Origin of the sequence: uncultured Oxalicibacterium sp., from assembly GCF_913776015.1 — a bacterium.
Lineage (GTDB): Bacteria > Pseudomonadota > Gammaproteobacteria > Burkholderiales > Burkholderiaceae_D > Oxalicibacterium.
In genome coordinates this window covers 1-22,972 of record NZ_CAJYMD010000006.1, presented here as the reverse complement: position 1 = coordinate 22,972, position 22,972 = coordinate 1, and the positions used below count along the sequence as shown (strand labels likewise).

The 22,972-nt window shown below is 55.7% G+C and carries 24 protein-coding genes and 1 pseudogene; 15 read left to right on the top strand and 10 right to left on the bottom strand.

Features of this window, described 5'->3' with window-relative positions; translation table 11 throughout:
* From QZ725_RS01160 to cyoA, 5 genes are all read right to left on the bottom strand, one after another.
* The coding region (locus tag QZ725_RS01160) for an SURF1 family cytochrome oxidase biogenesis protein (RefSeq protein ID WP_293775670.1) at nucleotides 1–380 on the bottom strand (380 nt) is incomplete at its 3' end.
* Nucleotides 377–808 (bottom strand): cytochrome o ubiquinol oxidase subunit IV, encoded by a 432-nt coding sequence (gene cyoD, locus QZ725_RS01155; RefSeq protein WP_293775669.1) that lies wholly within the window; start codon nucleotides 806–808, stop codon nucleotides 377–379. The genes QZ725_RS01160 and cyoD, both read right to left, overlap by 4 nt.
* Entirely contained in the window at nucleotides 805–1,443 is a 639-nt protein-coding gene (cyoC, locus tag QZ725_RS01150) for a cytochrome o ubiquinol oxidase subunit III (RefSeq protein WP_293775667.1), read from the bottom strand. Before cyoC ends, cyoD begins: the two co-directional genes overlap by 4 nt.
* The gene (gene cyoB / locus QZ725_RS01145; RefSeq protein ID WP_293775666.1) at nucleotides 1,436–3,433 is read right to left on the bottom strand and encodes a cytochrome o ubiquinol oxidase subunit I; all 1,998 of its coding nucleotides are present in this window, start codon (nucleotides 3,431–3,433) and stop codon (nucleotides 1,436–1,438) included. The genes cyoC and cyoB overlap by 8 nt, the downstream gene beginning before the upstream one ends.
* Before the next feature lie 12 nt (nucleotides 3,434–3,445).
* Entirely contained in the window at nucleotides 3,446–4,450 is a 1,005-nt protein-coding gene (cyoA, locus tag QZ725_RS01140; protein WP_293775665.1) for a ubiquinol oxidase subunit II, read from the bottom strand.
* Between the two features lie 199 nt (nucleotides 4,451–4,649).
* Here cyoA and QZ725_RS01135 point away from each other — a divergent pair, with 199 nt between their 5' ends.
* From QZ725_RS01135 to QZ725_RS01110, 6 genes are all read left to right on the top strand, one after another.
* The gene (locus QZ725_RS01135; protein WP_293775663.1) at nucleotides 4,650–6,005 is read left to right on the top strand and encodes an MFS transporter; all 1,356 of its coding nucleotides are present in this window, start codon (nucleotides 4,650–4,652) and stop codon (nucleotides 6,003–6,005) included.
* 146 nt (nucleotides 6,006–6,151) lie between these two features.
* Nucleotides 6,152–6,751, top strand: a complete 600-nt coding sequence (locus QZ725_RS01130) for a type 1 glutamine amidotransferase domain-containing protein (protein ID WP_293775662.1) — start codon at nucleotides 6,152–6,154, stop codon at nucleotides 6,749–6,751.
* A 107-nt stretch (nucleotides 6,752–6,858) separates the two neighbouring features.
* Nucleotides 6,859–7,902 carry a YdiY family protein gene (locus QZ725_RS01125; RefSeq protein ID WP_293775661.1) on the top strand — a complete coding sequence of 348 codons (1,044 nt, stop codon included), beginning with the start codon at nucleotides 6,859–6,861 and terminating at the stop codon, nucleotides 7,900–7,902.
* Nucleotides 7,903–8,404: 502 nt separating this feature from the next.
* Complete coding sequence (locus QZ725_RS01120; protein WP_293775660.1) at nucleotides 8,405–9,046, top strand: N-acetyltransferase; 642 nt, start codon at nucleotides 8,405–8,407, stop codon at nucleotides 9,044–9,046.
* 273 nt (nucleotides 9,047–9,319) lie between these two features.
* Nucleotides 9,320–11,716 carry a catalase gene (locus tag QZ725_RS01115; RefSeq protein WP_293775659.1) on the top strand — a complete coding sequence of 799 codons (2,397 nt, stop codon included), beginning with the start codon at nucleotides 9,320–9,322 and terminating at the stop codon, nucleotides 11,714–11,716.
* An 11-nt stretch (nucleotides 11,717–11,727) separates the two neighbouring features.
* Nucleotides 11,728–12,012 (top strand): hypothetical protein, encoded by a 285-nt coding sequence (locus tag QZ725_RS01110; RefSeq protein WP_293775657.1) that lies wholly within the window; start codon nucleotides 11,728–11,730, stop codon nucleotides 12,010–12,012.
* A 74-nt stretch (nucleotides 12,013–12,086) separates the two neighbouring features.
* Here QZ725_RS01110 and QZ725_RS01105 read toward each other — a convergent pair whose 3' ends face one another.
* From QZ725_RS01105 to QZ725_RS01090, 4 genes are all read right to left on the bottom strand, one after another.
* Entirely contained in the window at nucleotides 12,087–12,926 is an 840-nt protein-coding gene (locus QZ725_RS01105) for a glucose 1-dehydrogenase (protein ID WP_293775655.1), read from the bottom strand.
* Between the two features lie 174 nt (nucleotides 12,927–13,100).
* Complete coding sequence (locus QZ725_RS01100) at nucleotides 13,101–13,262, bottom strand: hypothetical protein (RefSeq protein WP_293775654.1); 162 nt, start codon at nucleotides 13,260–13,262, stop codon at nucleotides 13,101–13,103.
* A 112-nt stretch (nucleotides 13,263–13,374) separates the two neighbouring features.
* Complete coding sequence (locus tag QZ725_RS01095) at nucleotides 13,375–13,572, bottom strand: hypothetical protein (RefSeq protein ID WP_293775653.1); 198 nt, start codon at nucleotides 13,570–13,572, stop codon at nucleotides 13,375–13,377.
* A 180-nt stretch (nucleotides 13,573–13,752) separates the two neighbouring features.
* Nucleotides 13,753–14,502, bottom strand: coding sequence for an MBL fold metallo-hydrolase (locus QZ725_RS01090; protein WP_293775652.1), 750 nt, complete (start codon nucleotides 14,500–14,502; stop codon nucleotides 13,753–13,755).
* Nucleotides 14,503–14,607: 105 nt separating this feature from the next.
* Here QZ725_RS01090 and QZ725_RS01085 point away from each other — a divergent pair, with 105 nt between their 5' ends.
* The 8 genes from QZ725_RS01085 (at nucleotide 14,608) to QZ725_RS01050 (ending at nucleotide 21,458) form a co-directional block, all read left to right on the top strand.
* On the top strand, nucleotides 14,608–14,922 hold the full coding sequence (locus tag QZ725_RS01085; RefSeq protein ID WP_293775650.1) for a metalloregulator ArsR/SmtB family transcription factor: 315 nt from the start codon (nucleotides 14,608–14,610) through the stop codon (nucleotides 14,920–14,922).
* A gap of 9 nt (nucleotides 14,923–14,931) precedes the next feature.
* Nucleotides 14,932–15,360 carry a YeeE/YedE family protein gene (locus QZ725_RS01080; protein ID WP_293775648.1) on the top strand — a complete coding sequence of 143 codons (429 nt, stop codon included), beginning with the start codon at nucleotides 14,932–14,934 and terminating at the stop codon, nucleotides 15,358–15,360.
* Between the two features lie 10 nt (nucleotides 15,361–15,370).
* Nucleotides 15,371–15,802: a YeeE/YedE family protein gene (locus QZ725_RS01075; RefSeq protein ID WP_293775647.1), complete on the top strand. Its 432-nt coding sequence runs from the start codon at nucleotides 15,371–15,373 to the stop codon at nucleotides 15,800–15,802.
* Nucleotides 15,803–15,806: 4 nt separating this feature from the next.
* The gene (locus QZ725_RS01070) at nucleotides 15,807–16,598 is read left to right on the top strand and encodes a sulfite exporter TauE/SafE family protein (RefSeq protein ID WP_293775646.1); all 792 of its coding nucleotides are present in this window, start codon (nucleotides 15,807–15,809) and stop codon (nucleotides 16,596–16,598) included.
* 157 nt (nucleotides 16,599–16,755) lie between these two features.
* Nucleotides 16,756–17,046 carry a co-chaperone GroES gene (groES, locus tag QZ725_RS01065; RefSeq protein WP_188380500.1) on the top strand — a complete coding sequence of 97 codons (291 nt, stop codon included), beginning with the start codon at nucleotides 16,756–16,758 and terminating at the stop codon, nucleotides 17,044–17,046.
* An 82-nt stretch (nucleotides 17,047–17,128) separates the two neighbouring features.
* Nucleotides 17,129–18,769: a chaperonin GroEL gene (gene groL / locus QZ725_RS01060; RefSeq protein WP_293775644.1), complete on the top strand. Its 1,641-nt coding sequence runs from the start codon at nucleotides 17,129–17,131 to the stop codon at nucleotides 18,767–18,769.
* 325 nt (nucleotides 18,770–19,094) lie between these two features.
* A complete protein-coding gene (locus QZ725_RS01055) occupies nucleotides 19,095–20,024 on the top strand; it encodes a porin (protein WP_293775642.1) in 930 nt (309 codons plus the stop codon).
* A 147-nt stretch (nucleotides 20,025–20,171) separates the two neighbouring features.
* A complete protein-coding gene (locus tag QZ725_RS01050) occupies nucleotides 20,172–21,458 on the top strand; it encodes an MFS transporter (protein ID WP_293775641.1) in 1,287 nt (428 codons plus the stop codon).
* A gap of 11 nt (nucleotides 21,459–21,469) precedes the next feature.
* Here QZ725_RS01050 and ylqF read toward each other — a convergent pair whose 3' ends face one another.
* Nucleotides 21,470–22,375 carry a ribosome biogenesis GTPase YlqF gene (gene ylqF, locus QZ725_RS01045; protein ID WP_293775640.1) on the bottom strand — a complete coding sequence of 302 codons (906 nt, stop codon included), beginning with the start codon at nucleotides 22,373–22,375 and terminating at the stop codon, nucleotides 21,470–21,472.
* Between the two features lie 327 nt (nucleotides 22,376–22,702).
* Between ylqF and QZ725_RS01040 the strand changes: the two are divergent.
* Nucleotides 22,703–22,972 (top strand): annotated as a pseudogene (locus QZ725_RS01040) (magnesium transporter CorA); the annotation flags it as partial.

Below are 22,972 nucleotides of genomic sequence, written 5' to 3'. Positions count from 1 at the left end.
TTGCCAGACTCATCTTCCAGCGGCGTCAGCAGCCAGTAACCGGCCCCTAGATCGGTTGTCGCCTGCGTCAACGCCGACGCTTCATACAGATAGCGCCCCGTCACCGTCACATGTCGATATTCGTCGGACGCCGCACTGACGTCACGCCATTGCGCCGGCAGCGGTGCCGGCACGGGCGCGGCATGCACGCGCTGCGTGACACGCTCGATCAATGCCAGCTTCCATTGCAAACGATAGACCTGCCACGTACCCAGCGAGAAGAAACCGGCAATCAGCACACCCGCCAGGATCAGCAGAATCAGGCGTGCGGATTTGGAACGCAAAAGCGGCCCGGCTTCTTGCGAAACCGAGCCGCTTTTCAGGACTTCCCTGTCACTCATTGCTTGTGCGACATCTGTCCTGCAGGTTCGCCAGCTGGCAGTGTCAGGCTATGTGCAGCATCATGCTTCATGCCGGGCATCATGTTGTGATTCAGGTGATACATGACCCAGATCGAACCGGCCAGCATGATGATGACCACGACAACAGTGAACATCAATGCCAGCATTGACCAACCGCCTTCGACCTTGCCGTTCATGTGCAGGAAATAGATCATGTGAACCACGATCTGAACTGCAGCAAAGCCGAGGATGACGAAAGCCGTCGTGTTCGAATTCTCGAACACGTTACCCATGACCAGCCAGAACGGAATTGCCGTCAGGATGACCGAAAGAATAAAGCCGACAACGTAGCCCTTGGTGGTGGCGTGATAGCCGTCGTCGTGGTCGTGATGACCATGGTCGCCGTGTGCGTGTGCGTGATCGCTCATGGCAGAACTCCCATCAGATATACAAAGGTGAAGACGCCGATCCAGACCACGTCCAGGAAGTGCCAGAACATCGACAGGCACATCAGACGACGACGGTTTTCAGGAATCAGACCATGCTTGTTCAGTTGTACCACCAGCGTGCTCAGCCAGATGATACCGAAGGTCACGTGCAGACCATGGGTGCCGACCAGCGTGAAGAATGCCGACAGGAACGCACTGGTTTGTGGCGTCGCGCCTTCATGCCACAGGTGATAGAACTCATACAGTTCGACTGCCAGAAAGGCTGCGCCGAACAGACCGGTGATAACGAGCCAAAGCTGCGTACCCTTGAGGTTCTTGTTCTGCGCGGCGATCATCGCCATGCCGTACGTAATCGACGACAGCAGCAGGAAGGCCGTATTGATGGCCACCAGCGTCAGGTCGAACAGTTCGGCACCCGTCGGACCGCCTGCATAGTTGCGACCGACCACTGCATACACTGCGAACAGTGAGGCAAAGATCAGGCAGTCACTCATCAGGTAGATCCAGAAGCCCAGCATGGTGCTGCCTTCTGGATGATGCTCATGTACGTAATAACGTGGAGCGTCAGCGGCGCCGCTCAAGGCGCCATGCATAGTTGCGTGTGTATCAGACATGGCTTTCCAGCAAACGAGTACGTGCTTCTTCAGTGCGGGCTACTTCGTCCGCAGGGATGTAGAAATCACGCTTGTAATTGAAGGTATGGATAATCGAGGCAACGACGATGCCGGCGAACGTGAGGCCCGCGAGCAACCACATTTGCCAGACCAGGAAGAAGCCCATCGCACCGCTCATCGCCGAAATGATGAAGCCGGCACCTGTGTTCTTCGGCATGTGGATAGGCGTATAGCCTTCCAACGGACGCTGGTAGCCATTCTTCTTCATGTCCGCCCAGGTATCGGTGTCATGCACACGTGGGGTGAAGGCGAAGTTGTAGTCTGGCGGTGGCGACGAGGTCGACCATTCCAGCGTACGGCCATCCCATGGATCGCCGGTCACGTCACGCAGCTTGTCGCGCTTGAGGAAGCTGACGCCGAACTGGATCAGCATGCAACCGATACCGGCAGCGATCATCACCGCGCCAACCGCAGCGATCTGGAACCAGATTTGCAGCGATGGATCGTCGAAGTGGCTCATGCGACGGGTCACGCCCATCAGGCCAAGAACGTACAGCGGCATGAAGGCAACGTAGAAACCGATGACCCAGAACCAGAACGAGCACTTGCCCCAGAAGGGATCCAGCTTGAAGCCGAATGCTTTCGGGAACCAGTAGTAGATACCGGCGAACAGACCGAACAGCACGCCACCGATGATCACGTTATGGAAGTGAGCAATCAGGAACAGCGAGTTATGCAGTACGAAGTCGGCTGGTGGAACGGCCAGCAGCACGCCGGTCATACCACCGATGACGAAGGTCACCATAAAGGCGATGGTCCACATCATTGGCAGTTCGAAGTGGATGCGACCACGGTACATCGTGAACAGCCAGTTGAAGATCTTCGCGCCGGTCGGGATCGAGATGATCATCGTCGCGATGCCGAAGAACGAGTTGACGCTCGCGCCCGAACCCATCGTGAAGAAGTGATGCAGCCACACGAGGTAGGACAGGATGGTAATAACGACGGTTGCGTACACCATCGACGTGTAGCCGAACAGACGCTTGCGGCAGTACGTCGAGACCACTTCGGAGAAGATACCGAAGCAAGGCAGGATCAGGATGTATACCTCTGGGTGACCCCAGATCCAGATCAGGTTGACGTACATCATGGCGTTACCGCCAAGATCGTTCGTGAAGAAGTTGGTGCCCACGAACCGGTCCAGCGCCAGCAGCGTGATGACTGCCGTCAGGATCGGGAACGAAGCAACGATCAGTACGTTGGTGCACAGCGAGGTCCAGGTGAAGACAGGCATCTTCATCATGGTCATGCCTGGCGCACGCATCTTGACGATGGTCGCGATCAGGTTGATGCCGGACAGCGTGGTGCCCACACCGGCCACCTGCAGCGCCCAGATGTAGTAATCCACCCCGACGTCCGGACTCGCCAGAATGCCCGACAGCGGCGGATAGGCCAACCAGCCGGTTTTTGCGAATTCGCCAACGAACAGCGACACCATGATCAGGACTGCACCAAAGGTGGTCATCCAGAAGCTGAAGTTGTTCAGGAATGGGAACGCGACGTCACGCGCACCAATTTGCAGTGGTACCACGTAGTTCATGAAACCCGTTACCAGCGGCATCGCCACGAAGAAGATCATGATCACGCCGTGTGCCGTGAAAATCTGATCATAGTGGTGGGCGTTCAGGTAACCGACGTTGTCGCCGAAAGCGATCGCCTGCTGCAGACGCATCATGATCGCGTCGGCAAAGCCGCGCATCAGCATGATCAGACCGAGGATCATGTACATGATGCCGATCTTCTTGTGATCAATACTGGTGATCCAGTTACGCCACAGCGGACCCCACAGGCGGAAATACGTCAGGGCGCCAAGCATCGTCAAGCCGCCGAGCACGACTGCACAGAAGGTGACGATGAGAATCGGCTCGTGGAGCGGGATCGCGTCCCAGCCCAGGCGGCCGAAAATCAGATGGTTAGTATGCTCTTGCATCTTCATTCTTCATCAATTGGGAGTGGAACTGCACACTTCGCTGTTGATCAGCGCCAGGCGTGCCGCAGCTTCGTTTTTCGACAGGTTACGTGCCAGAACATCGACACGCAGGCGGTTTGCATCCGCAGCCATCATGTCTTTCATGCAAACGGTGCCAGCTTCGACACAACGATTGACGATGGCTTCGAACAATTCTGCATCCAGTTTGCCGTAACGACGTACCGGTTCACGCTCGCTTGGCTTTTCCAGCTCGACGTAGGCTGCGCGATCAAGCGAGCCGCCAGCTTCCTTGGTCGAACGAACCCATTCTGCGAACTGTTCGTCGCTCAGGGCGTGATACTTAAAGCGCATGTGCGAGAAACCGGCGCCGCTGTAGTTGGCCGAGAAGCCTTCATATGTACCAGGCTTGTTCATGACAGCGTTCAACGTGGTTTCCATGCCGGCCATCGCATAGATCTGACCAGCCATTGCCGGAATGAAGAACGAGTTCATGACGGTCGAAGCGGTGATCTTGAAGCGAATCGGGGTATCGACCGGCGTCACCAGTTCGTTCACCGTTGCCACACCTTGCTCTGGATAGATGAACAACCACTTCCAATCCATCGCCACGACCTGCACCGTCATCGGCTTGTGATCAGGCGGCAGCTCACGGCTGGCATCGATACGATCGAGCGGACGATACGGATCCAGTTTGTGGGTGCTGACCCAGGTGATGGCACCCAGAATGATGATGATCAGCAGCGGTGCGCCCCAGATCAGCAGTTCGAGCTTGGTGGAGTGATCCCAATCAGGCTCGTACTTCGCTTCGGTATTGCCCTTGCGATAACGCCAAGCAAAAACGAAGGTCAGAATGATGACCGGAACAATGATAAGCAACATCAGCAACGTCGAAACGATGATGAGATTGCCTTGTTGGGCTGCGATGTCGCCGGAAGGATTGAGTACGACCAGATCGCACCCGGCAAGCAAGACGAGCGGCAACAGCCATAGACCGCGACGTGTTAATAAATGAGTCATTCCGTACATACATGGGTTGGGAAGGCTGCCACTATAGTCACAATTGCGCAATCTTTTGATTGGACATTTTGTCCCACATGGGCCAAAGCGGGTGTACAGTATGAATGCGGCAAGCGCCGTATTCAGCCATTAATCTAGGTCACAGGACTGTACAAGGTAATCGATGCACTAAATCAAATAGAAATAGGAGGCGAGGATCATGGCTACCACGTATCAAGCAGGACTATCCGCCCATTCCGTATCACACGGAGAGCACGATTCCCTGAGCCGCCAATCCGGGCATATTAATGCCCAGGGCGGGAAGATCGAACCGGATGAAATTGCCATTGGCGTCGTTTTAGGACGCACATCCGAATACTTCGACTTCTTCGTTTATGCAATCGCTTCCGTTCTGGTATTTCCCGCTGTGTTCTTTCCCTTCGAAGAACGTCTAACCGGCACCCTCTACTCCTTCCTGATCTTTTCATTTGCTTTTATCGCTCGGCCCTTCGGCACAGTGATCTTCATGGCAATTCAGCAACGTTTCAGTCGTGAAGCCAAATTGACACTGGCACTTTTCCTGTTAGGTGTCTCGACAGCTGGCATTGCATTTCTGCCAACTTACGCGACGTTGGGTTTCACGGCGATTGTGTTTTTGGCGCTGTTCCGCATCGGCCAAGGCATTGCACTCGGCGGCTCCTGGGATGGATTACCCTCGTTGCTCGCGCTCAATGCACCGCAAGAACGTCGCGGTTGGTACGCCATGCTGGGCCAGTTGGGCGCGCCGTTTGGCTTCATGATTGCTGCCGGCTTGTTCGCTTATCTGCTGCATAGCCTGTCGCTGCCTGATTTCCTTGAATTCGGCTGGCGCTATCCGTTCTATGTCGCCTTTGCGATCAACGTCGTCGCCCTGTTCGCTCGCTTGCGCCTGGTTTCCACGCCGGAATATACGCATCTGCTGGACGAGCAGGAACTGCAACCAGCCAGTGTGTCGGAACTGGCCAGTTCGCAAGGCCGCAACATCCTGATCGGTGCACTGGCTGCTCTCGCCAGCTACGCACTGTTCCACGTCGTCACGGTATTCCCGCTGTCATGGATCAACCTCTATTCGGCACGTTCGATCAGTAATTTCTTGGTGATTCAGATGGCCGGCGCTGTGCTGGGTGTACTGGGCGTGCTGTTCTCGGGTCTGATTGCGGATCATTTTGGACGACGCAATACTTTGGGAACGCTGGCGGCCGCCATTGCCGTCTTCAGTTTCTTCGTGCCCATGATGATGAGCGGCGGCATTGGTGGTCAGAACACCTTCATTCTGATCGGCTTCTTCCTGCTTGGTCTGTCGTATGGCCAAGCGGCAGGTGCAGTATCTGCCAACTTCCAACGCAAATATCGCTACACCGGGGCCGCACTAACCTCCGATCTAGCCTGGCTGACGGGTGCCGGTTTTGCACCACTGGTGGCGCTTGGTCTGTCGGCAAACTTCGGCCTCGGCTATGTCAGCCTCTACCTGCTGTCGGGTGCTGTTGCGACACTGGCTGCACTGAGCATCAATCGCGTACTGGAAATCCGGAACTGACGCCTTCTTGATTCCTTTCGGAAAACCTGAAAAGCCCTGCATCTTGCAGGGCTTTTTCTTTGTGCGGAACCGCACTGCATCGTCGCATTAGCCTGAACTCGCGCTTCTTTCCGCACTCATTCAGATTCAACTGGAAAGGAGTCATCATGACCACAAGCCTCAACGGTATGCGTATTGCCATTCTCGTCACGGATGGTTTTGAACAGATAGAACTGACCTCACCCAAGGAAGCGCTGGAAAAGGAAGGCGCCACGACTGTCATCGCCTCTGAAAAAGCAGGGCAAGTACAAGGCTTTCATCATGACAAGAAAGCCGATCATTTCCTCGTCGACCAGCTATTCGACGATCTCGATGCCAATGACTTTGATGCCATTCTGCTGCCAGGCGGCGTCATGAATTCGGACAACATTCGCATGCACGAATCGGCGCGCAAATTCGCACAAACGATGTCCGAAAAGAAAAAACCTCTGGCCGTCATCTGCCACGGTGCGTGGCTGCTGGTTTCCGCAGGGCTGGTAATGAATCGAACCATGACGAGCTGGCCGTCGTTACAGGACGACATCCGCAACGCAGGCGGACGGTGGCAGGATCGGGAGGTCGTTACCGATGACAACTGGATCAGCAGCCGCAAACCCGATGACTTGCCCGCATTCAACAATGCATTTATTGCCGCAATCGCTGACTACAAGCAGCGCAGTGTGGCCGGCACGGAAGACGAGAATGCAGTAGGTCTGGCGGCCGGCTGAACCACTGACGCAAATATCGTTCATACACGAGGCACCGTTGAGGTGCCTCTTTTTATGTCGGACTTTCGGGCACCCGTCTTCCGCCTATCGTCACAAGGAATCCATGCATGTCTATTCGTAGCACCTCGCTTTTCTCACGCCATGTCGTGCGCGCATCCACTTTCGTCTCCCTACTCGCCCTATGCACCGCTGCCCATGCAGCAACCGTTACTTTGCACAACGGTGACAAGATTTCCGGCACGCTCAAGCAAATGACCGACGACACGCTGGTTTTCGAATCCGGCGTCTTCGGTGAAATCAAGATTCCCTTCAAGGAAGTTAGCCAGCTCACGACCGATGACGATGTTCGCGTCCAGCTTAGTGACGGCACCGCGCTTAAGGGACAGGTGGTCGTACGCGAAGATGACGAGATACGTGTGAGGTCTCAGCCCGCGGAGCCAGCACAAACCATCTCGCGCGCGCAACTGGCAGCAATCAATCCTCCGATCATCGATGAATCGATGAAATACAGTGGCCGCCTCGATCTCGGTGGCGCCTTCAATCGCGGCAATTCGAATGACGACAAACTCAACGTCAATGGCGAACTCGTCGCACGCGACATCAAGAATCGCTATACCTTGGGCTGGGAACTCAACGAAGCCAGTTCTGCAGATGTCACCACAACCTCGAACCGCCGTCTGCTGGCGAAGTACGATCGCTTTCTGAATGCCAAGGACTATGTCTTCGTCAGCGCCAAGGCCGAGAACGACAAGATGGCCGATCTGGAATTGCGTACGTCACTCGGTACCGGTTACGGTCGTCAGTTCATTGAAACACCACAAACCAAGCTCTCAGGCGAACTCGGCTTGAACTATGTAAAAGAGCGCTATTATGTCGCGCCGGATGAATCGTTCCCCACGCTGAGTCTGGGCGTCAAATATGACCGCAAATTCTGGGATGACAAGTTGGTCTTCTTCGAATACCTGAGCATTGATGCCAGCCTTGAAGATGCCAGCGATACACTCGTGCGCAATCGCGTCGGCTTCCGTGTGCCGATTTCGAAAGGTCTCAATCTGAGCACGCAGTTCAATCTCGATTACGACAATCAACCTGTGCCCGGCAAGAAGAAGAGCGATCGCGCCTTCATCGTCAGCATCGGTTACGGTTTCTGATACAAGCTTCGAGCTCTCGCCCGGCCGAATGTCGACTGATGACAGAGTCGGCCGGGGCAACAAACATGCGGCAGCCGGTTTGACCCCGGCCGCCATTTCTCCTACACTGCCGCGCATGACTTCCTTAAATGATTTCGGCGCCACGACTCTCGCCCTGCCTGTAATGGCAGCGGTTATCGTGCACACGCCGCAATCCACAGGTGCGCAATACGCCCTGAAGCCGACAGCAGATTTCCTGGCCCGGCGATAACCCTTTCCTCTGATTAGCGCATTTTTCTATCGCCGGGCTTAAGCCAGGCGCGATAGTGGCCGACGTAACCATGCGTTGTAGCCGCGCTTTCGGACAATCTTTATGGATACGCTTCTGTACAGCGAGCAAACGCGCGCTGCGCAGGCACACGTACGTGCTCTGCAATTGCTTCATGGGTCTCTGCATACCTTCCGTACTGTTCTGCATGCACTGACCTGCGCCAATCGGAATAGCTCCCAACGCATCTTTGACATGCCTGAACCTGCCGGACAGTTGGGCAAATCCCTGCGCATTGATGTCGAATTACCGCCCGCTGAAGTGGAACGTGATTTGGCCGCCTTGCATCAACGCATGCGCCGACACGGCGATGCACTGCATGACTTGCCTGTACTACCGATTCACTATCCGCATCTGCGATTCCGGTATCGTGAAGCAGACGGCGAGCATTACATCTACGTCGAAGATGTCGAACGAGACTGTCTGGCAGGAGTGACGGTGTTCAACCGCCTGATTGAACTCAATCGTCTACAGGACCGTCATCTGCGGGCCACCCATTCCCGCTACGCATCTGCCTACCAACGGCGAGGGATAGCTACGCTCATTTATCGCTGGTGGCTAGATCAGGGACACTGCCTGCTATCAGGCGCACGACAATCGCTTGCCGCTCATGCCTTATGGCAGAAACTCGCAACCTCCTATCAACTGCATTACGTGGATCTTCGCGATAAGCAATTGACCTTGCTTGGCGAGAACATTGACCAAGCACGCCGCAACGATCTGCACACACGACTATTGCTGCTAGGAAGAGGCCTGGACCTCTGCACGTTTGCCGACCTGGTCAGGATCAAGGTGGATGAGGACGCGCGTCTCATTCAAAACAACAGGACCGCTTGAAGCGCATTGATTTATCAAATCGGCTTACGCCGTTCGCAAATTATGGCAGCAGCTTATTACTTCAAGCTGCGACAGCACATGATGGCGAGACGGGTCACGCGGCATGGAACGTATGCGTCTCGGTGCGAGAGCATGCACACTTAAACGAATGTCCTACCTGAAGCATTCTGTTTGTCTGATTGTCAGTAAAACCATCGCTTCTTACTCTGCCCTCTGCAGTTCCTGTTTTCCCTTCGCGCCGCGAGACAGGCCTCGAAACATATTGGAGAAGAAATGCCGAAGAACAACGCCGAACATGCGGGAACCGTCTTGAGTACGGTGGCCGGCCCGAGCACCGCTGTACCTGACCAAAAGACACTTGCGAAAGCGGTTCCCGCCGACTTGCTGAAAAAAATCGTTGGCAGCGCAGAACTCACGGCGAGCATGCCTAATAATCCCAACAAACCTGCGGAGATCGACGCAGCATCCTACGATCCACCGATGGGAGCAAGCAGCCCTCCCCCCAATGCGCATGTCATGGCCAGCACGGTATCGGAAAAAAATGGTTCGGTGAAAGTCGGGGAAGGCAAACCATCACCCGGCACTAATCCGACGGTCGAATCACTCGATCGTGTTCGTGTCGATTCCACTGCACAGGCACTCACAACCAATCAAGGTGTACAGATTGCCGACAATCAGAATTCGCTGAAGGCGAGTCTGCGCGGCCCGACAGCGATGGAAGATTTCATCCTGCGCGAGAAGCTGACGCACTTCGATCACGAGCGCATTCCCGAACGTGTCGTACACGCACGCGGTTCAGCCGCGCACGGTTACTTTGAATGCTACAAGGCGCTGACCGAATTGACACGCGCAGCCCCCTTTGCCGAAAACGGCAAGCAAACGCCGGTATTCGTGCGCTTTTCAACCGTCGCTGGTGAACGTGGTTCGACCGATACCGCACGTGATGTGCGAGGTTTTGCCGTGAAGTTTTATACCGATGAAGGCAATTGGGATCTGGTCGGCAACAACATACCCGTGTTCTTCATTCAGGATGCCATGAAGTTTCCCGACCTCGTCCATGCGGTGAAACCGGAGCCGCATTTCGGGATGCCGCAAGCATCGAGCGCCCATGACACATACTGGGATTTTGTCTCCCTGATGCCGGAATCGACACATATGCTGCTGTGGCAGATGTCCGACCGTGCCATCCCGCGCAGCTACCGCATGATGCAGGGATTTGGTGTACACACCTTTCGGCTCGTCAATGCCGCAGGCGAATCGGTATTCTGCAAATTCCACTGGACGCCAGTTGCCGGTACGCATGCGCTGATGTGGGATGAAGCCGTAAAAATTTCGGGGGCCGATCCCGACTTCCATCGTCGCGATTTATGGGAAGCCATCGAAGCCGGCGAATATCCGGAATGGGAGCTCGGGTTGCAGGTTTTTTCGGAAGAACAGGCAGAAGCATTCGAGTTCGACATTCTCGATCCCACCAAGATCGTCCCCGAGGAAATGGTTCCGCTGATCCCCGTGGGCAAGCTGGTCTTGAATCGCAACCCCGACAATTTTTTTGCCGAAACCGAACAGGTTGCATTCTGTACAGCGCACATTATTCCCGGCATTGACTTCACCAACGATCCGCTGCTGCAAGGGCGTATTCACTCCTATCTGGATACGCAAATCACCCGCCTCGGCGGCGTGAATTTCCATGAAATTCCGATCAACTCGCCGATCACGCCCATTCACAACAATCAACGCGATGGCTTGCATCGCCAGGCCATCCATCGGGGTCGTGTCAGTTATGAACCGAATTCCCTGGGCGGTGGATGCCCGTTTCAGGCTGGCCGCATGACCGGATTCACCAGCGTGCCGGAACCGGTCGCCGGCGACAAGGTACGCGGCAAGCCCGAAAAATTTGCCGATCACTATTCACAGGCAAGGCTGTTCTGGCAATCGCAATCGCCGGTCGAACAACAGCACATCATTCGTGCTTTTCGCTTTGAACTGACGCGCGTGCAAATACAGGCCATCCGCGACCGGGTGGTGTCATTGCTGATGAATGTGGATGACGAACTGGCAAATGGCGTGGCACAAGGACTTGGCATGCCGCTTCCCGCACCGGCACCCAATATCTCGCCTCTCCCACCGCACACTTATGAACCATCGCCAAAACTATCGATGATGGCATACCCGGCCGCGGATATCCGCACCCGACGCGTGGCAATTCTGGTTGGTCCCGGCAGCGATGGTGCCGGCGTTCGGGCTCTCTATACGGGTCTGGTGGCAGAGGGAGCCGTGCCACGCATCGTCGGCGCGATGCTAGGCCAGGTGCCGGATGATAGCGGTACACCGTTACACGTGGAAATCTCTGTCGAAGCCGGGCCATCCGTTCTCTACGATGCGGTGGCCATTCCCGACGGCGCCGACGCTGTCGCACGTATGTGCAAGGATGGGCAGATCGCCGAGTTTCTCAAGGATCAGTATCGCCATGGGAAAGCCATTCTGGCCATGGGCGCAGCGCAAACGCTGCTGGACAAGGTCGGCATTCCACTGACGCTGCCGGATGGCAATCCAGATCCCGGCATCGTCGGACTGGACGGTGGCGACCTGGACCAAGCTGTCAACGCATTCATCACGGCGCTGAAGCAGCACAAGGTCTTTGCACGCGAAACCGATCCACCCGTTCTGTAAAAGGAGTCAGCATGAGTGAACGCAAAATTCCCGAGTCCAATTTGGATCGCATGGTGAAGAAGAATCGCGAAGCCGTGCCGCAGCCGGAGCACGCAGGCACAGGGCCGGAAAGCCAGACCTATGAGCAACGCACGGGAATCAAACCATCTGCGCATGCGTCTTACGCCAAAAGCGAAACACGCACATTCAATCCATCGTTGACACAACACCTGGGACACAAAGGCGAGTCGAAAAAGGATGTTCCTCTGGAAATGGAGCGCGATCCCAAAAATCCTTTCCATAATCGTCCGAAATAGGACCATCCAGACTTTCGTAAGCAAGTAAAACGGCCTTCCTCGGAAGGCCGTTTTTTTACTGTTGCACATGCCGATCAAAGCATCGGCTTGCCGCCCGTGACGGCAATATCGGCCCCTGAGATGTAACTGGCCTCGTCAGAGGCCAGCAATACGTAAGCTGGCGCCAGTTCCGCAGGCTGCCCTGGGCGCTTCATGGGAACTTGCTGGCCGAATGTGGCAACGCTGTCTGGCGGCAGGGTCGAGGGAATCAAGGGAGTCCAGATCGGCCCGGGTGACACGGCGTTCACGCGTATGCCTCTTTCTGCCAGCATCTGTGCCAGCCCACCCGTGAAATTCACAATGGCCCCTTTCGTCGTCGCATAGGCCAGCAGGCCTGGATTAGGCGAATCTGCATTGATCGATGCCGTATTGATGATGGATGCGCCTGCCTTCATGTGAGGAATGGCAGCGCGGCACAGATAGAACATCGCTGTCACATTGGTGCGAAACGTTTGGTCCCACTCGTCATCCGAAATATCCTCGATCTTGTCGTAATGCCGCTGAAATGCCGCATTGTTGACGAGAATATCTAGACGGCCGCACGATTCAAGTGCAGTGTCGATCAGTTTCTGGCAGTGCTTAGATGACTGAATATCGCCGGGCAGCAAAACGGCCTTTCGTCCGGCTTCCTCTACCCACCGCGCGGTTTGGCGCGCGTCGTCGTCCTCGCAAAGATAGGAAATCAGTACATCCGCGCCCTCGCGCGCGAAAGCAATCGCCACTGCCCTGCCGATTCCACTATCTGCCCCGGTAATCAGCGCGACCTTGCCCTCCAGTCTGCCGGAACCTCGATAACTCTTCTCGCCGTGATCCGCTGGCGGGTCCATCTGTTTTTCGCTACCTGGAGGTGTTTGCTGCTGAGGTGGCTGAGTCATGACTTTCTCCTTTTGAACATGGCGGAGAGTTCATGCTATTTGTCATGGCGCGTACGCGCTATCAGCCAACCACGTTATGACACGTAGGAATGCAAAGCCGGCAAACGCCTTGCGAGCATCGCTCATGTACGCCGCTGCTGATTGGTCTTTTTGGAAGAAAGAAAAAGAAAACCTTCAATGCACGATGAAGGTTTGTGCCGCCTGTCGCGGATCGCAGTCAAGATCAATTTCCTGATTACCGTAGCAAACATTGAATAGATAAATCGCCGTGTCCCGCAACATGCCGGCAGCTATCAATTCATCAACCCAAGCCTGACGCCATTCCAATCGCGACATTTCAGCACCTTGATTTAACGTTTGTTAAATAGCGTACCAAAAAATATCCCAGACTTGAAGTATCGCGATCAGCGGGCTACGTCATTTCCCGCAAGTTGAGAGCAATAATGGATCAGGCTGTGGCGACCAGAACCTGCCCGACGGCATTGACGAATTTGGAGGGTTCATTGCGCAATGGTTCGACGTATTCAGGCTCGTCGGTCACATAACATGGGGCATCTGCCGAATCACTGTTCGCAAATTTCATGACCGTGCAGATCTTGCCGGTCGACTGGTTCATGTAGATACCCAAAACGGATGCTTTGGTCATGCCGACTCTCCATGCAGGCGTTGAAAAAACAGCATTAAAACGCAGCCTGCAGTTGGCAACAATCCCATGAATATAAGAAGCAGGAACATCGTTAAATCCTTTGCCAGCAAAGGATTCACACAAATTAGACGTATCGTAAAGTCATGCTTCCGTGCCCATCAATGTCTCCGCACAGAGACGTCATCCCTGCTGACTTTGCGTCATCTGATTGCAGTAGCGAATTAAATCCTCGGGCAATTCGCACGGGCAAACGCCACACTGCTGATTACCGGGCACGGCATAGTCGATGAAGCGTGGATAAGGCAGATGCAGATTGGCCATGATGTCGCGGAATTCTTCCAGAGTCTTGTCATTGCCCAGACGCGGATTGCGCCGCTTCTCCTGCGCGATGGAGGATACGAAACGCTGCTGATAATCGTGCCCAGGATAAACCAGCGTGTCTTCAGGCAGCGTAAACAGCTTGTCGTGCACGCTTTTGTAGAGCGTATCGGCATCGCCATTCTGGAAATCGGTTCTGCCACACCCATCAATCAATAAGGCGTCGCCGGTAAAGACGCGCTCGCCCAGCACATAGGCAAAATGGCCGGCCGTATGCCCAGGCGTATGCAAGGGCTGCAAGGTAATGCCACCGAGGCTGAACGGCACCCCTTCCTCGATCCCGACATCTGCGCAAGGCAGTCGATCATAGGCTGGTGCGGCAATCTTGCTGCCTACCGTACGCTTGAGTTCCAGTGCCGCCGTGATGTGATCGGCATGAATATGCGTATCGACCGTGTAAGCCAACGTCAAACCGAGGCGATGCACTTCCGCCAGATCGCGCTGCATGGCAGAAATCACCGGATCGATGAGGATGGCCTGCCCTGTCTCTTCGTCGCCGATCAGATAGGTATAGGTGCTGGACAGCGATTCAAACAATTGACGAAAGATCATGGAAAACTCCTGAATGACGGGACAAGATACAACAAACAATATACTTTAAAACATAATATATTTTGATATACTGTATGCGTTATTCGTTTGCTTTTCAAGGCCCATATGACACGCCCCGCACCCGACCTCACGCAACTGACCGACGCTGCCACCCGCGCCAGCACCTTGCTCAAGACGCTCGCCAATCCAGTCCGTCTGCTGTTGCTGTGCCAGTTGACCCAGCAGGAACGCTCGGTCAGTGAACTCGAAGCGCTCACAGGCATCCGCCAACCGACGCTTTCACAGCAGCTTGGCGTACTGCGCGACGAGCAACTCGTGCAAACCCGACGCGAAGGCAAGCAAATCTTCTACCAGATCGCCAGCGCCGAAGCGCTTGCCGTTTTACAGGTGCTCTACCAACTCTATTGCCCTGAAACGTAGGAGCCCACCATGAATATCAACTGGATGCAATTCACTCCCGGCCTTTCACTCGCTGGCGGCCTCATGATCGGCACGGCCGTCGCCCTTTTCCTGCTGTTAAACGGACGTATCGCCGGCATCAGCGGCATCGTCGGTGGGCTGCTGAAAAAAAATGATGCAAACACCGGTTGGCGATTGTCATTTGTTGCCGGCTTAATCGTTTCCCCCTTGTTTTATGGACTGTTCGCACATCCCGTGATCGGCGGCAGCCCGGCCGGACTGCCCATGCTCATCCTAGCGGGTGTGCTGGTCGGCATCGGTACACGCTATGGCGCGGGATGCACGAGCGGCCACGGTATCTGCGGGCTCGCCCGTTTTTCACCGCGCTCGCTGGTAGCAACGGCCACATTCATGCTGGCGGGCTTTCTTACCATATATACAGTCCGCCATTTTTTCTGAAGGAAGCGTCATGAGAAACCTCACATCGCTATTTGCCGGGCTGTTGTTCGGTTGCGGCTTGATCCTATCCGGCATGACACAACCCGGCAAGGTCATCGGCTTTCTCGACCTGGCCGGCAACTGGGACCCGTCGCTGGCATTCGTGATGGGCGGCGCGTTACTGGTCGCCATCCCGGCATTTTGGTTTGCACAGCGGCGTCAAAGCACCCTGCTTGGCGATCTGATTGCTTTGCCGACAGTACGCCAGATCGACCGTCGCCTTGTATTGGGCGCCACGACGTTTGGGATCGGCTGGGGGCTTGCCGGCTACTGCCCCGGCCCGGCAATCGCATCCCTGATCAGTGGCAACCTGCAAGCCGTCACCTTCGTGGTTGCCATGCTGGTCGGCATGCTGCTATTTGAAGTGGTCGAACGCCATCAATCAAAGCGCGAATCGCACTGACATCATGGTGCTCACTCTTCTGCTTGGTGCCGGTGTCGGCCTGGTCATGGGATTGACCGGTGCCGGCGGCAGTATTCTCGCCGTACCCGCCCTGATGTTCGGCTTGCATCTGGGTTTGGCACAGGCTGGCCCGATCGCCCTGTTTGCCGTCGGCATTGCCGCCGCCATCGGTAGTCTGTTTGCTCTTCACAAAGAACAGGTTCGTTATCGTGCCGCCATCCTGATTGCTGCAAGCGGTGTAGTGTGCGCGCCAGTCGGCATCTGGCTTTCTCATCATCTGCCGACCACCGTTGTAGCCATCCTGTTTGCCTTGGTTTTACTTTGGGTGGGCATCAACAACATCCTTCGCGCTCGCCACAAAAAATCGGAAATCGTGCGCGGCAACCCCATCTGCAAACTGGATTCCGTCACGGGGCGCTTTCGCTGGAACACGCCGTGTGCCGCCATCCTGTGCTTGGCGGGCGCTGGGGCCGGCATCCTGTCGGCGTTACTGGGTGTCGGCGGCGGCTTTGTCATTGTGCCGGTCCTGCAACGCGTCGCCAATTTACCCATGCGCACCATTGTGGCGACCTCGCTGTCCATTGTTGCCCTGATCTCTCTCACCGGCGTTTTGACCATCATTGGCAGCGGACGCTTCAGTACTTCCCTGGCTCTGCCTTTTACGGCTGCAGTGCTGATCGCCATGGTGTTTGGCGGCAAACTGGGCGATTACCTGCCCGCTAGACACCTTCGTGCCGCTTTCGGCTTTCTTAGCCTGCTAATAGGCGGCATGCTCCTCTGGCGAACGCTGATCTGAAAATTGCTTCCGGCTAGTCCCTTGAATTATCCGGCAACCGTCCCTATACTTAGCACTCGCCGGGGTAGAGTGCTAACAACATCCCGTGTTCGACCAATTTTCATCGCGGCCCTTTCGCCGCACAAATCAACAACTTATTGAAAATCAAGGAGTTTGTATGAACCTTCGTCCTTTGCACGATCGCGTGATCGTCAAGCGTCTGGATCAGGAAACCAAAACGGCATCCGGTCTGATAATCCCTGAAGCGGCTGCTGAAAAACCAGATCAAGGTGAAGTTCTGGCAGTTGGCAACGGCAAGATCCTCGACGACGGCAAAGTACGCCCACTCGACGTCAAAGTCGGCGACCGCGTGTTGTTCGGCAAATACGCCGGCCAGACCGTCAAGGTCGAAGGCGAGGAAGTCCTCGTCATGCGTGAAGAAGACATCATGGCAATCGTACAAAAATAATGCCGCTTCTCTGATCTGCTGGCATCTCTGCCACGATCGGAAACCGGTGTTTTCATCCAACGAATAATCAGGAGTAATCAAGATGGCAGCTAAAGAAGTTGTTTTCGGCGACGCAGCGCGCGCCAAGATGGTCGAAGGCGTCAACATTCTGGCGAACGCAGTCAAAGTTACGCTGGGTCCTAAAGGTCGTAACGTTGTTCTGGAGCGCTCGTTCGGCGCCCCTACCGTCACCAAGGATGGTGTGTCGGTTGCTAAAGAAATCGAACTGAAAGACAAGCTGCAAAACATGGGCGCTCAGCTCGTGAAAGAAGTCGCTTCGCGCACCAACGACAACGCAGGTGACGGCACCACGACCGCAACCGTGCTGGCACAAGCCATCGTTCGCGAAGGCATGAAATACGTTGCAGCCGGCATGAACCCGATGGATCTGAAGCGCGGTATCGACAAGGCAGTTGCTGCAACCGTCGAACAACTGGCAACGATCGCCAAGCCATGCACGACCTCGAAAGAAATCGCACAAGTCGGTTCGATCTCGGCCAACAGCGATTCGTCGATCGGCGAACGCATTGCTGAAGCAATGGAAAAAGTCGGCAAGGAAGGCGTTATCACCGTTGAAGACGGCAAATCGCTGAACGACGAGCTGGACGTTGTCGAAGGTATGCAATTCGACCGTGGCTACCTGTCGCCCTACTTCATCAACAACCCAGACAAGCAAGTCGCTCTGCTGGAAAACCCATTCATTCTGCTGTTCGACAAAAAAATCTCGAACATCCGCGACTTGCTGCCAGTACTGGAACAAGTTGCCAAAGCTGGTCGCCCACTGCTGATCATCGCTGAAGACATCGATGGCGAAGCACTGGCAACCCTGGTTGTGAACAACATCCGTGGCATCCTGAAAACCTGCGCAGTGAAAGCACCTGGCTTTGGCGATCGTCGTAAAGCCATGCTGGAAGACATCGCGATCCTGACCGGCGGTCAAGTGGTTGCGGAAGAAGTCGGCCTGTCGCTCGACAAAATCACGCTGGAAGAACTGGGCCAGGCAAAACGCGTCGAAATCGGCAAGGAAAACACCATCGTCATCGACGGTGCTGGCCAAGCTGTTGCAATCGAAGCACGCGTCAAGCAAATCCGCGCACAAATCGAAGAAGCAACCTCGGACTACGACCGTGAAAAACTGCAAGAGCGCGTTGCCAAACTGGCAGGCGGTGTTGCGGTGATCAAGGTTGGCGCTGCAACCGAAGTCGAAATGAAAGAGAAAAAAGCACGCGTTGAAGATGCGCTGCACGCAACCCGCGCTGCGGTGGAAGAAGGCATCGTTCCTGGCGGTGGCGTTGCCCTGCTGCGCGCACGTGCAAACCTGAACATCCAAGGCGACAACTCGGATCAGGAAGCTGGTATCCGCATCGTTCTGCGTGCAATGGAAGAACCACTGCGCATGATCGTTCAAAACGCAGGCGACGAAGCTTCGGTCGTTGTGGCAAAAGTACAGGAAGGCAAAGGTAACTTCGGTTACAACGCTGCCAACGGCACCTACGGCGACATGGTCGAAATGGGCGTTCTGGATCCAGCTAAAGTCACCCGTTCGGCTCTGCAAAACGCAGCATCGATCGCTGGCCTGCTGCTGACCACGGATTGCATGGTTGCCGAGATCGTTGAAGACAAACCAGCAATGCCTGACATGGGTGGCATGGGCGGTATGGGTGGCATGGGCGGCATGATGTAATAGCCGTTGCTCGGACCTTCCAGTCCAGCGATCAAACGCCCTGCAAGGTTTTGCCTTGCGGGGCGTTTTCTTTTGCGCATGCTGCGTACAGAACGCCTGTTTTGAAGGCCGCTTCTTGCATCGCTACCACATGCGACATGGTGATCATCCTCAGCCACTGCGGAACCTGCGCGCAACAGAGCGCTCTACGTATGCGCAGGCCGCCGCAAAGTTGCCATGTGCAGCATGACTGTCGGCACGCAATTGGCATCGCCCCCTGTTTTGCAGAAAGGACATTCCCATCGTTACCCATCCGCTCCCTGCCCTGCCACTCTTGTTGGGAATGTTGCCCCTGCTGTTGGCCACGCTTTGCACATCAGCAAAAGCGCAGTCCAATGTGACGATGTATGGCTACCTCGATCTCGGTATCGTTAAACGCAGCGGCGAAAGTGCCGGCCTGGCGCGCGGCTACAACAATTGGCTGGGCATTCATGGCAAGGAAGATTTGGGCAGTGGCCTACAGGCCACCTTCCGGCTGGAAACGCGTTTCAATCCTGATACCGGCGAGAGCGAACGTCCGCGCACATTCTGGCAAGGCGAATCCACGGTTGGCCTGCACAGCGACACATATGGCACCTTGCGCCTTGGTCGTGCGTTGACGCCTTTATGGGATGCAGCATGGCAATACGAACCGTGGATCAATAGCGGCTTCAATGCTTCGCTAGCGGCCTATCAGACAGGTAGTTACACCACGGATGGCATCAACGATACCGCGCTGGGTTTTGCCGATGCCACACGCATCAGCCAGGGCGTGTATTACCAAACCCCGAAGTGGCAAGGCTTTTTCATCAATACCGCGATCAAGGTAGCGCGCGACCCCGATGCAAATGCCCGCCCACGCAGCGTTTCTTTCAATTACGCCGCACACAATTGGTCTGCTGCGCTGGCACATGAAGCCAACGCACGTCGCGATGACATCACCTATCTCGCCGGCAAATACAAAATGCAGGCGCTGACCGTAATGGCTTCCTGGACGAACCATCGTCTAGCCGATGCTGAACGCGAACGCATGTGGCTGCTCGCCGGCACCTATGACATCGGTCGCCACATGCTGCGCGGCGGTTACGGTAAGAATCAGGACAACGGCCAGCAAAAAGTGAGTACGGGTTACGTACACAAACTCTCGAAACGCACGAGTCTGTATGCCGACGTGTATCGTGAACGGCAAGATCGCTATCGCAATGGCCTCGCACTGGGGATGACGCACTCGTTTTGATGTCGATGTTTGACAGTAGGAAACTGGCATACTGGCTGAACGATCGACGAGAATATCGATGAGAAGATTGGTTCGAACCTGAACGCAAGCGGTTTCCGTTGGCCAGATCAAACCGCCATCATTACGTTATTTTTATTCAGGATTTTCATGCGCGGATTGCTGTTGCCCCTCTCTTCCATACTCAGCGGTACAAGTGTGATGGTGATCGGCGTCGGCCTGCTGTTTTCCGTGCTGGGCCTGCGCGCGGGACTGGCCGAATTCTCGAGCTTGGTTACCGGCCTCATCATGTCCGCCTTCTTTGTCGGCTACATTCTCGGCACCATGCTCTGCCCGGCGCTGATTCATCGGGTCGGACATATCCGGACGTTTGCCGCCATGGCATCGATTGCGTCCATGATGCCGCTGTTGCACGCGATGTGGATCGATCCGTGGTTTTGGGGAATACTGCGTCTGGTCACCGGCATTTGTATAGTCGGGCTTTATATCGTGATCGAAAGCTGGCTCAACACACTGGCGCCGAGTCAACAACGCGGCCGCATCTTTTCGGTCTATATGTCAGTAACCTTCATCGCACTAGCCATTGGCCAATGGCTGATCCTGGTCGGTGACAAACTTGGTTTCGTCCCATTTGCACTGGTCTCCATCCTGCTATCACTCGCATTGCTCCCGATCACCCTCACCCCTATCAGTCAGCCAGTCGCCGTCGAACGGCCACGACTAGATTTGCTTAATCTCTATCGCATTTCGCCGCTCGGGCTGGCCGGTGCAGTCGTGTCAGGCCTGCTTAATGGCGCGTTCTATGGACTTGGTGCCGCCTATGCACAAGGCGTCGGCTTCTCGGATGTGGGCGTGGCAACGTTCATGGCGGCGACCATTCTCGGCGGTGCTGCGTTCCAGTGGCCGGTAGGTCATTACTCGGATCGTCACGATCGCCGCTATGTGATGTTGTGGGTTTGCGTGGTCAGCGCCGGACTGGCTGCGCTGGGATTCGTGTTTTCGCTCTGGTCGGAAAACCTGCTGATCGCCGTCGGCGTGCTTTATGGCGGCTTTGTCTTCACGCTGTACGGATTGAGCGTGGCACACGTCAATGATCTCGTGGACAGCTCGCGCCTGCTCGAAGTCGCCGGCAGTTTACTACTGGTACACGGGATTGGTGCAGCGCTGGGACCAACGCTGGCAGGCACGATCATGGATTGGCTGGCACCGCAAAGTCTGATGCTGTTCTTCGCGCTGATCCTCGCGCTGATGGCTGGATACACCATACTGCGCATTCGCGCAGCCCCGGCTGTCCCGGAAGAAGAAAAATCGAGCTATGTGGTGATGACGGGGACGGCACCTGCGATGCAAGTGGATGTGCCAACGGACGATGCAGATGCATCATCCTCCGCCTCTGCGACAACCACCGCGACGGAAGAAGCGTCAGCCCCATCCTGACCTGGCAGGACTTACTCTTCTTCCGGCTCTTGCGGCTCGCCCAGCAAAACCGGTGGCACGTAACTCGCCAGCAAGGCGATACGGCTTTCCGGCGTTTCGAGACTGATGCGCCCCAGGGCACCACTGCGGTAATCCTGCAGGAAGGTATGCGCGGCCTTTTCCAGATCGTAGTCACCGCCCTTGATGCGATACGCGCGGCGCTGTGCCACCCCTTCGATCACGCTGACACCATCGATACCATCGGTCTTGAAACCATAGCGTGCCGTCAGCAACTGCGGGTAATGCTGCAACAGGATTTCCGCCAGGAAGGTAGCGACCTCTTCCTCGATCAGCGCATTGCTGCCGATTGCATGGCTGGCTGCCAGCATCAGGCCATCCGTCGGATGCTCGATCTTGGGCCACATCATGCCCGGCGTATCGGTCAGCACCATGTTGTTGCCAAGATAAAGACGCTGCTGGGTCTTGGTGACGGCAGGTTCGTCGCCCACCTTGGCGACGCGCTTCTTGAGCAGAGCATTCATCAGCGTCGATTTGCCGACGTTGGGAATGCCCATGATCATCATGCGCAAGGGCTTGAGCGCGGTACCGCGATGCGGCACGATCTTCATTGCCAAACCCGGCACCTTCGCGACGTCGCCCGGCTTCTTGCATGACAGGGCAACCGCCGTCACATCCTTCTGCGCGTTGTAGAAGTCGAGCCATTTCTGCGTGGCCTGCGGGTCGGCCAGATCGGCCTTGTTGAGAATCTTGAGGCAGGGACGCTGCCGCGCCTTGCGCAATTCCTCGATCATCGGATTGCGGCTGGCTTGCGGAATGCGTGCATCCAGCACTTCGATGATCATGTCGGTCTTTTCCATGGTTTCCGCCGCTTTCTTGCGGGCGGCGTTCATGTGACCGGGGAACCACTGTATGGACATGGAAAACGTCTCTTGTAAGGAATAAGGCAGCCGCTATTCTACCTGCTTGCCGCTGCCAGCCCTGCACGATACGCAGGTCCGGCGATGCAGCGAGGACAATTTTTCTTCCTGACGCGCACTTTTCATCCCGCTTGTAACATCGCCGTCACATACGACATGCATGATGGCAACCATGAAAAAACGCCAACGGGGCCGGCGTGATTGAGGCCTCGACCAATTCCGGCAAGCGTTCCACGACGATTGCCGCATCGATTGCCACAACGCGGCGATGCTGCCACTCCCGATCCCAACCGTTGCCTGGGCACCTGCCACCCACCGTCCGCTGCCGTGAACCAGAAAACCGATCTGCATTATGGCGCCGACCGCTCGGGCGTCGTCTGGGCTTTCCTGTTCGGCAGACAGGCGCAAGCCATCGCCATTGATTCGCAACAGGCAGCCGAATGGCTAGTGCAACGACCGCCTGGCGAATTCGTCTGGCTGCATGTCAATCTCAGCCATGCAACTGCCGAAAAATGGTTGCGCGAACACGTATCGATTGCCGAAGAATTTCATGAAGCGTTGCACGATGGTTCACGCTCGACGCGCATCGAACTCGCC

Bases quoted from the DNA above. Each gene is read 5' to 3' on its own strand.
- cyoD (WP_293775669.1), bottom strand. From the start codon at position 808: ATGAGCGATCACGCACACGCACACGGCGACCATGGTCATCACGACCAC.
- cyoC (WP_293775667.1), bottom strand. From the start codon at position 1,443: ATGTCTGATACACACGCAACTATGCATGGCGCCTTGAGCGGCGCCGCT.
- cyoB (WP_293775666.1), bottom strand. From the start codon at position 3,433: ATGCAAGAGCATACTAACCATCTGATTTTCGGCCGCCTGGGCTGGGAC.
- cyoA (WP_293775665.1), bottom strand. From the start codon at position 4,450: ATGACTCATTTATTAACACGTCGCGGTCTATGGCTGTTGCCGCTCGTC.
- QZ725_RS01135 (WP_293775663.1), top strand. From the start codon at position 4,650: ATGGCTACCACGTATCAAGCAGGACTATCCGCCCATTCCGTATCACAC.
- QZ725_RS01130 (WP_293775662.1), top strand. From the start codon at position 6,152: ATGACCACAAGCCTCAACGGTATGCGTATTGCCATTCTCGTCACGGAT.
- QZ725_RS01125 (WP_293775661.1), top strand. From the start codon at position 6,859: ATGTCTATTCGTAGCACCTCGCTTTTCTCACGCCATGTCGTGCGCGCA.
- QZ725_RS01120 (WP_293775660.1), top strand. From the start codon at position 8,405: ATGCCTGAACCTGCCGGACAGTTGGGCAAATCCCTGCGCATTGATGTC.
- QZ725_RS01115 (WP_293775659.1), top strand. From the start codon at position 9,320: ATGCCGAAGAACAACGCCGAACATGCGGGAACCGTCTTGAGTACGGTG.
- QZ725_RS01110 (WP_293775657.1), top strand. From the start codon at position 11,728: ATGAGTGAACGCAAAATTCCCGAGTCCAATTTGGATCGCATGGTGAAG.
- QZ725_RS01105 (WP_293775655.1), bottom strand. From the start codon at position 12,926: ATGACTCAGCCACCTCAGCAGCAAACACCTCCAGGTAGCGAAAAACAG.
- QZ725_RS01100 (WP_293775654.1), bottom strand. From the start codon at position 13,262: ATGTCGCGATTGGAATGGCGTCAGGCTTGGGTTGATGAATTGATAGCT.
- QZ725_RS01095 (WP_293775653.1), bottom strand. From the start codon at position 13,572: ATGACCAAAGCATCCGTTTTGGGTATCTACATGAACCAGTCGACCGGC.
- QZ725_RS01090 (WP_293775652.1), bottom strand. From the start codon at position 14,502: ATGATCTTTCGTCAATTGTTTGAATCGCTGTCCAGCACCTATACCTAT.
- QZ725_RS01085 (WP_293775650.1), top strand. From the start codon at position 14,608: ATGACACGCCCCGCACCCGACCTCACGCAACTGACCGACGCTGCCACC.
- QZ725_RS01080 (WP_293775648.1), top strand. From the start codon at position 14,932: ATGAATATCAACTGGATGCAATTCACTCCCGGCCTTTCACTCGCTGGC.
- QZ725_RS01075 (WP_293775647.1), top strand. From the start codon at position 15,371: ATGAGAAACCTCACATCGCTATTTGCCGGGCTGTTGTTCGGTTGCGGC.
- QZ725_RS01070 (WP_293775646.1), top strand. From the start codon at position 15,807: ATGGTGCTCACTCTTCTGCTTGGTGCCGGTGTCGGCCTGGTCATGGGA.
- groES (WP_188380500.1), top strand. From the start codon at position 16,756: ATGAACCTTCGTCCTTTGCACGATCGCGTGATCGTCAAGCGTCTGGAT.
- groL (WP_293775644.1), top strand. From the start codon at position 17,129: ATGGCAGCTAAAGAAGTTGTTTTCGGCGACGCAGCGCGCGCCAAGATG.
- QZ725_RS01050 (WP_293775641.1), top strand. From the start codon at position 20,172: ATGCGCGGATTGCTGTTGCCCCTCTCTTCCATACTCAGCGGTACAAGT.
- ylqF (WP_293775640.1), bottom strand. From the start codon at position 22,375: ATGTCCATACAGTGGTTCCCCGGTCACATGAACGCCGCCCGCAAGAAA.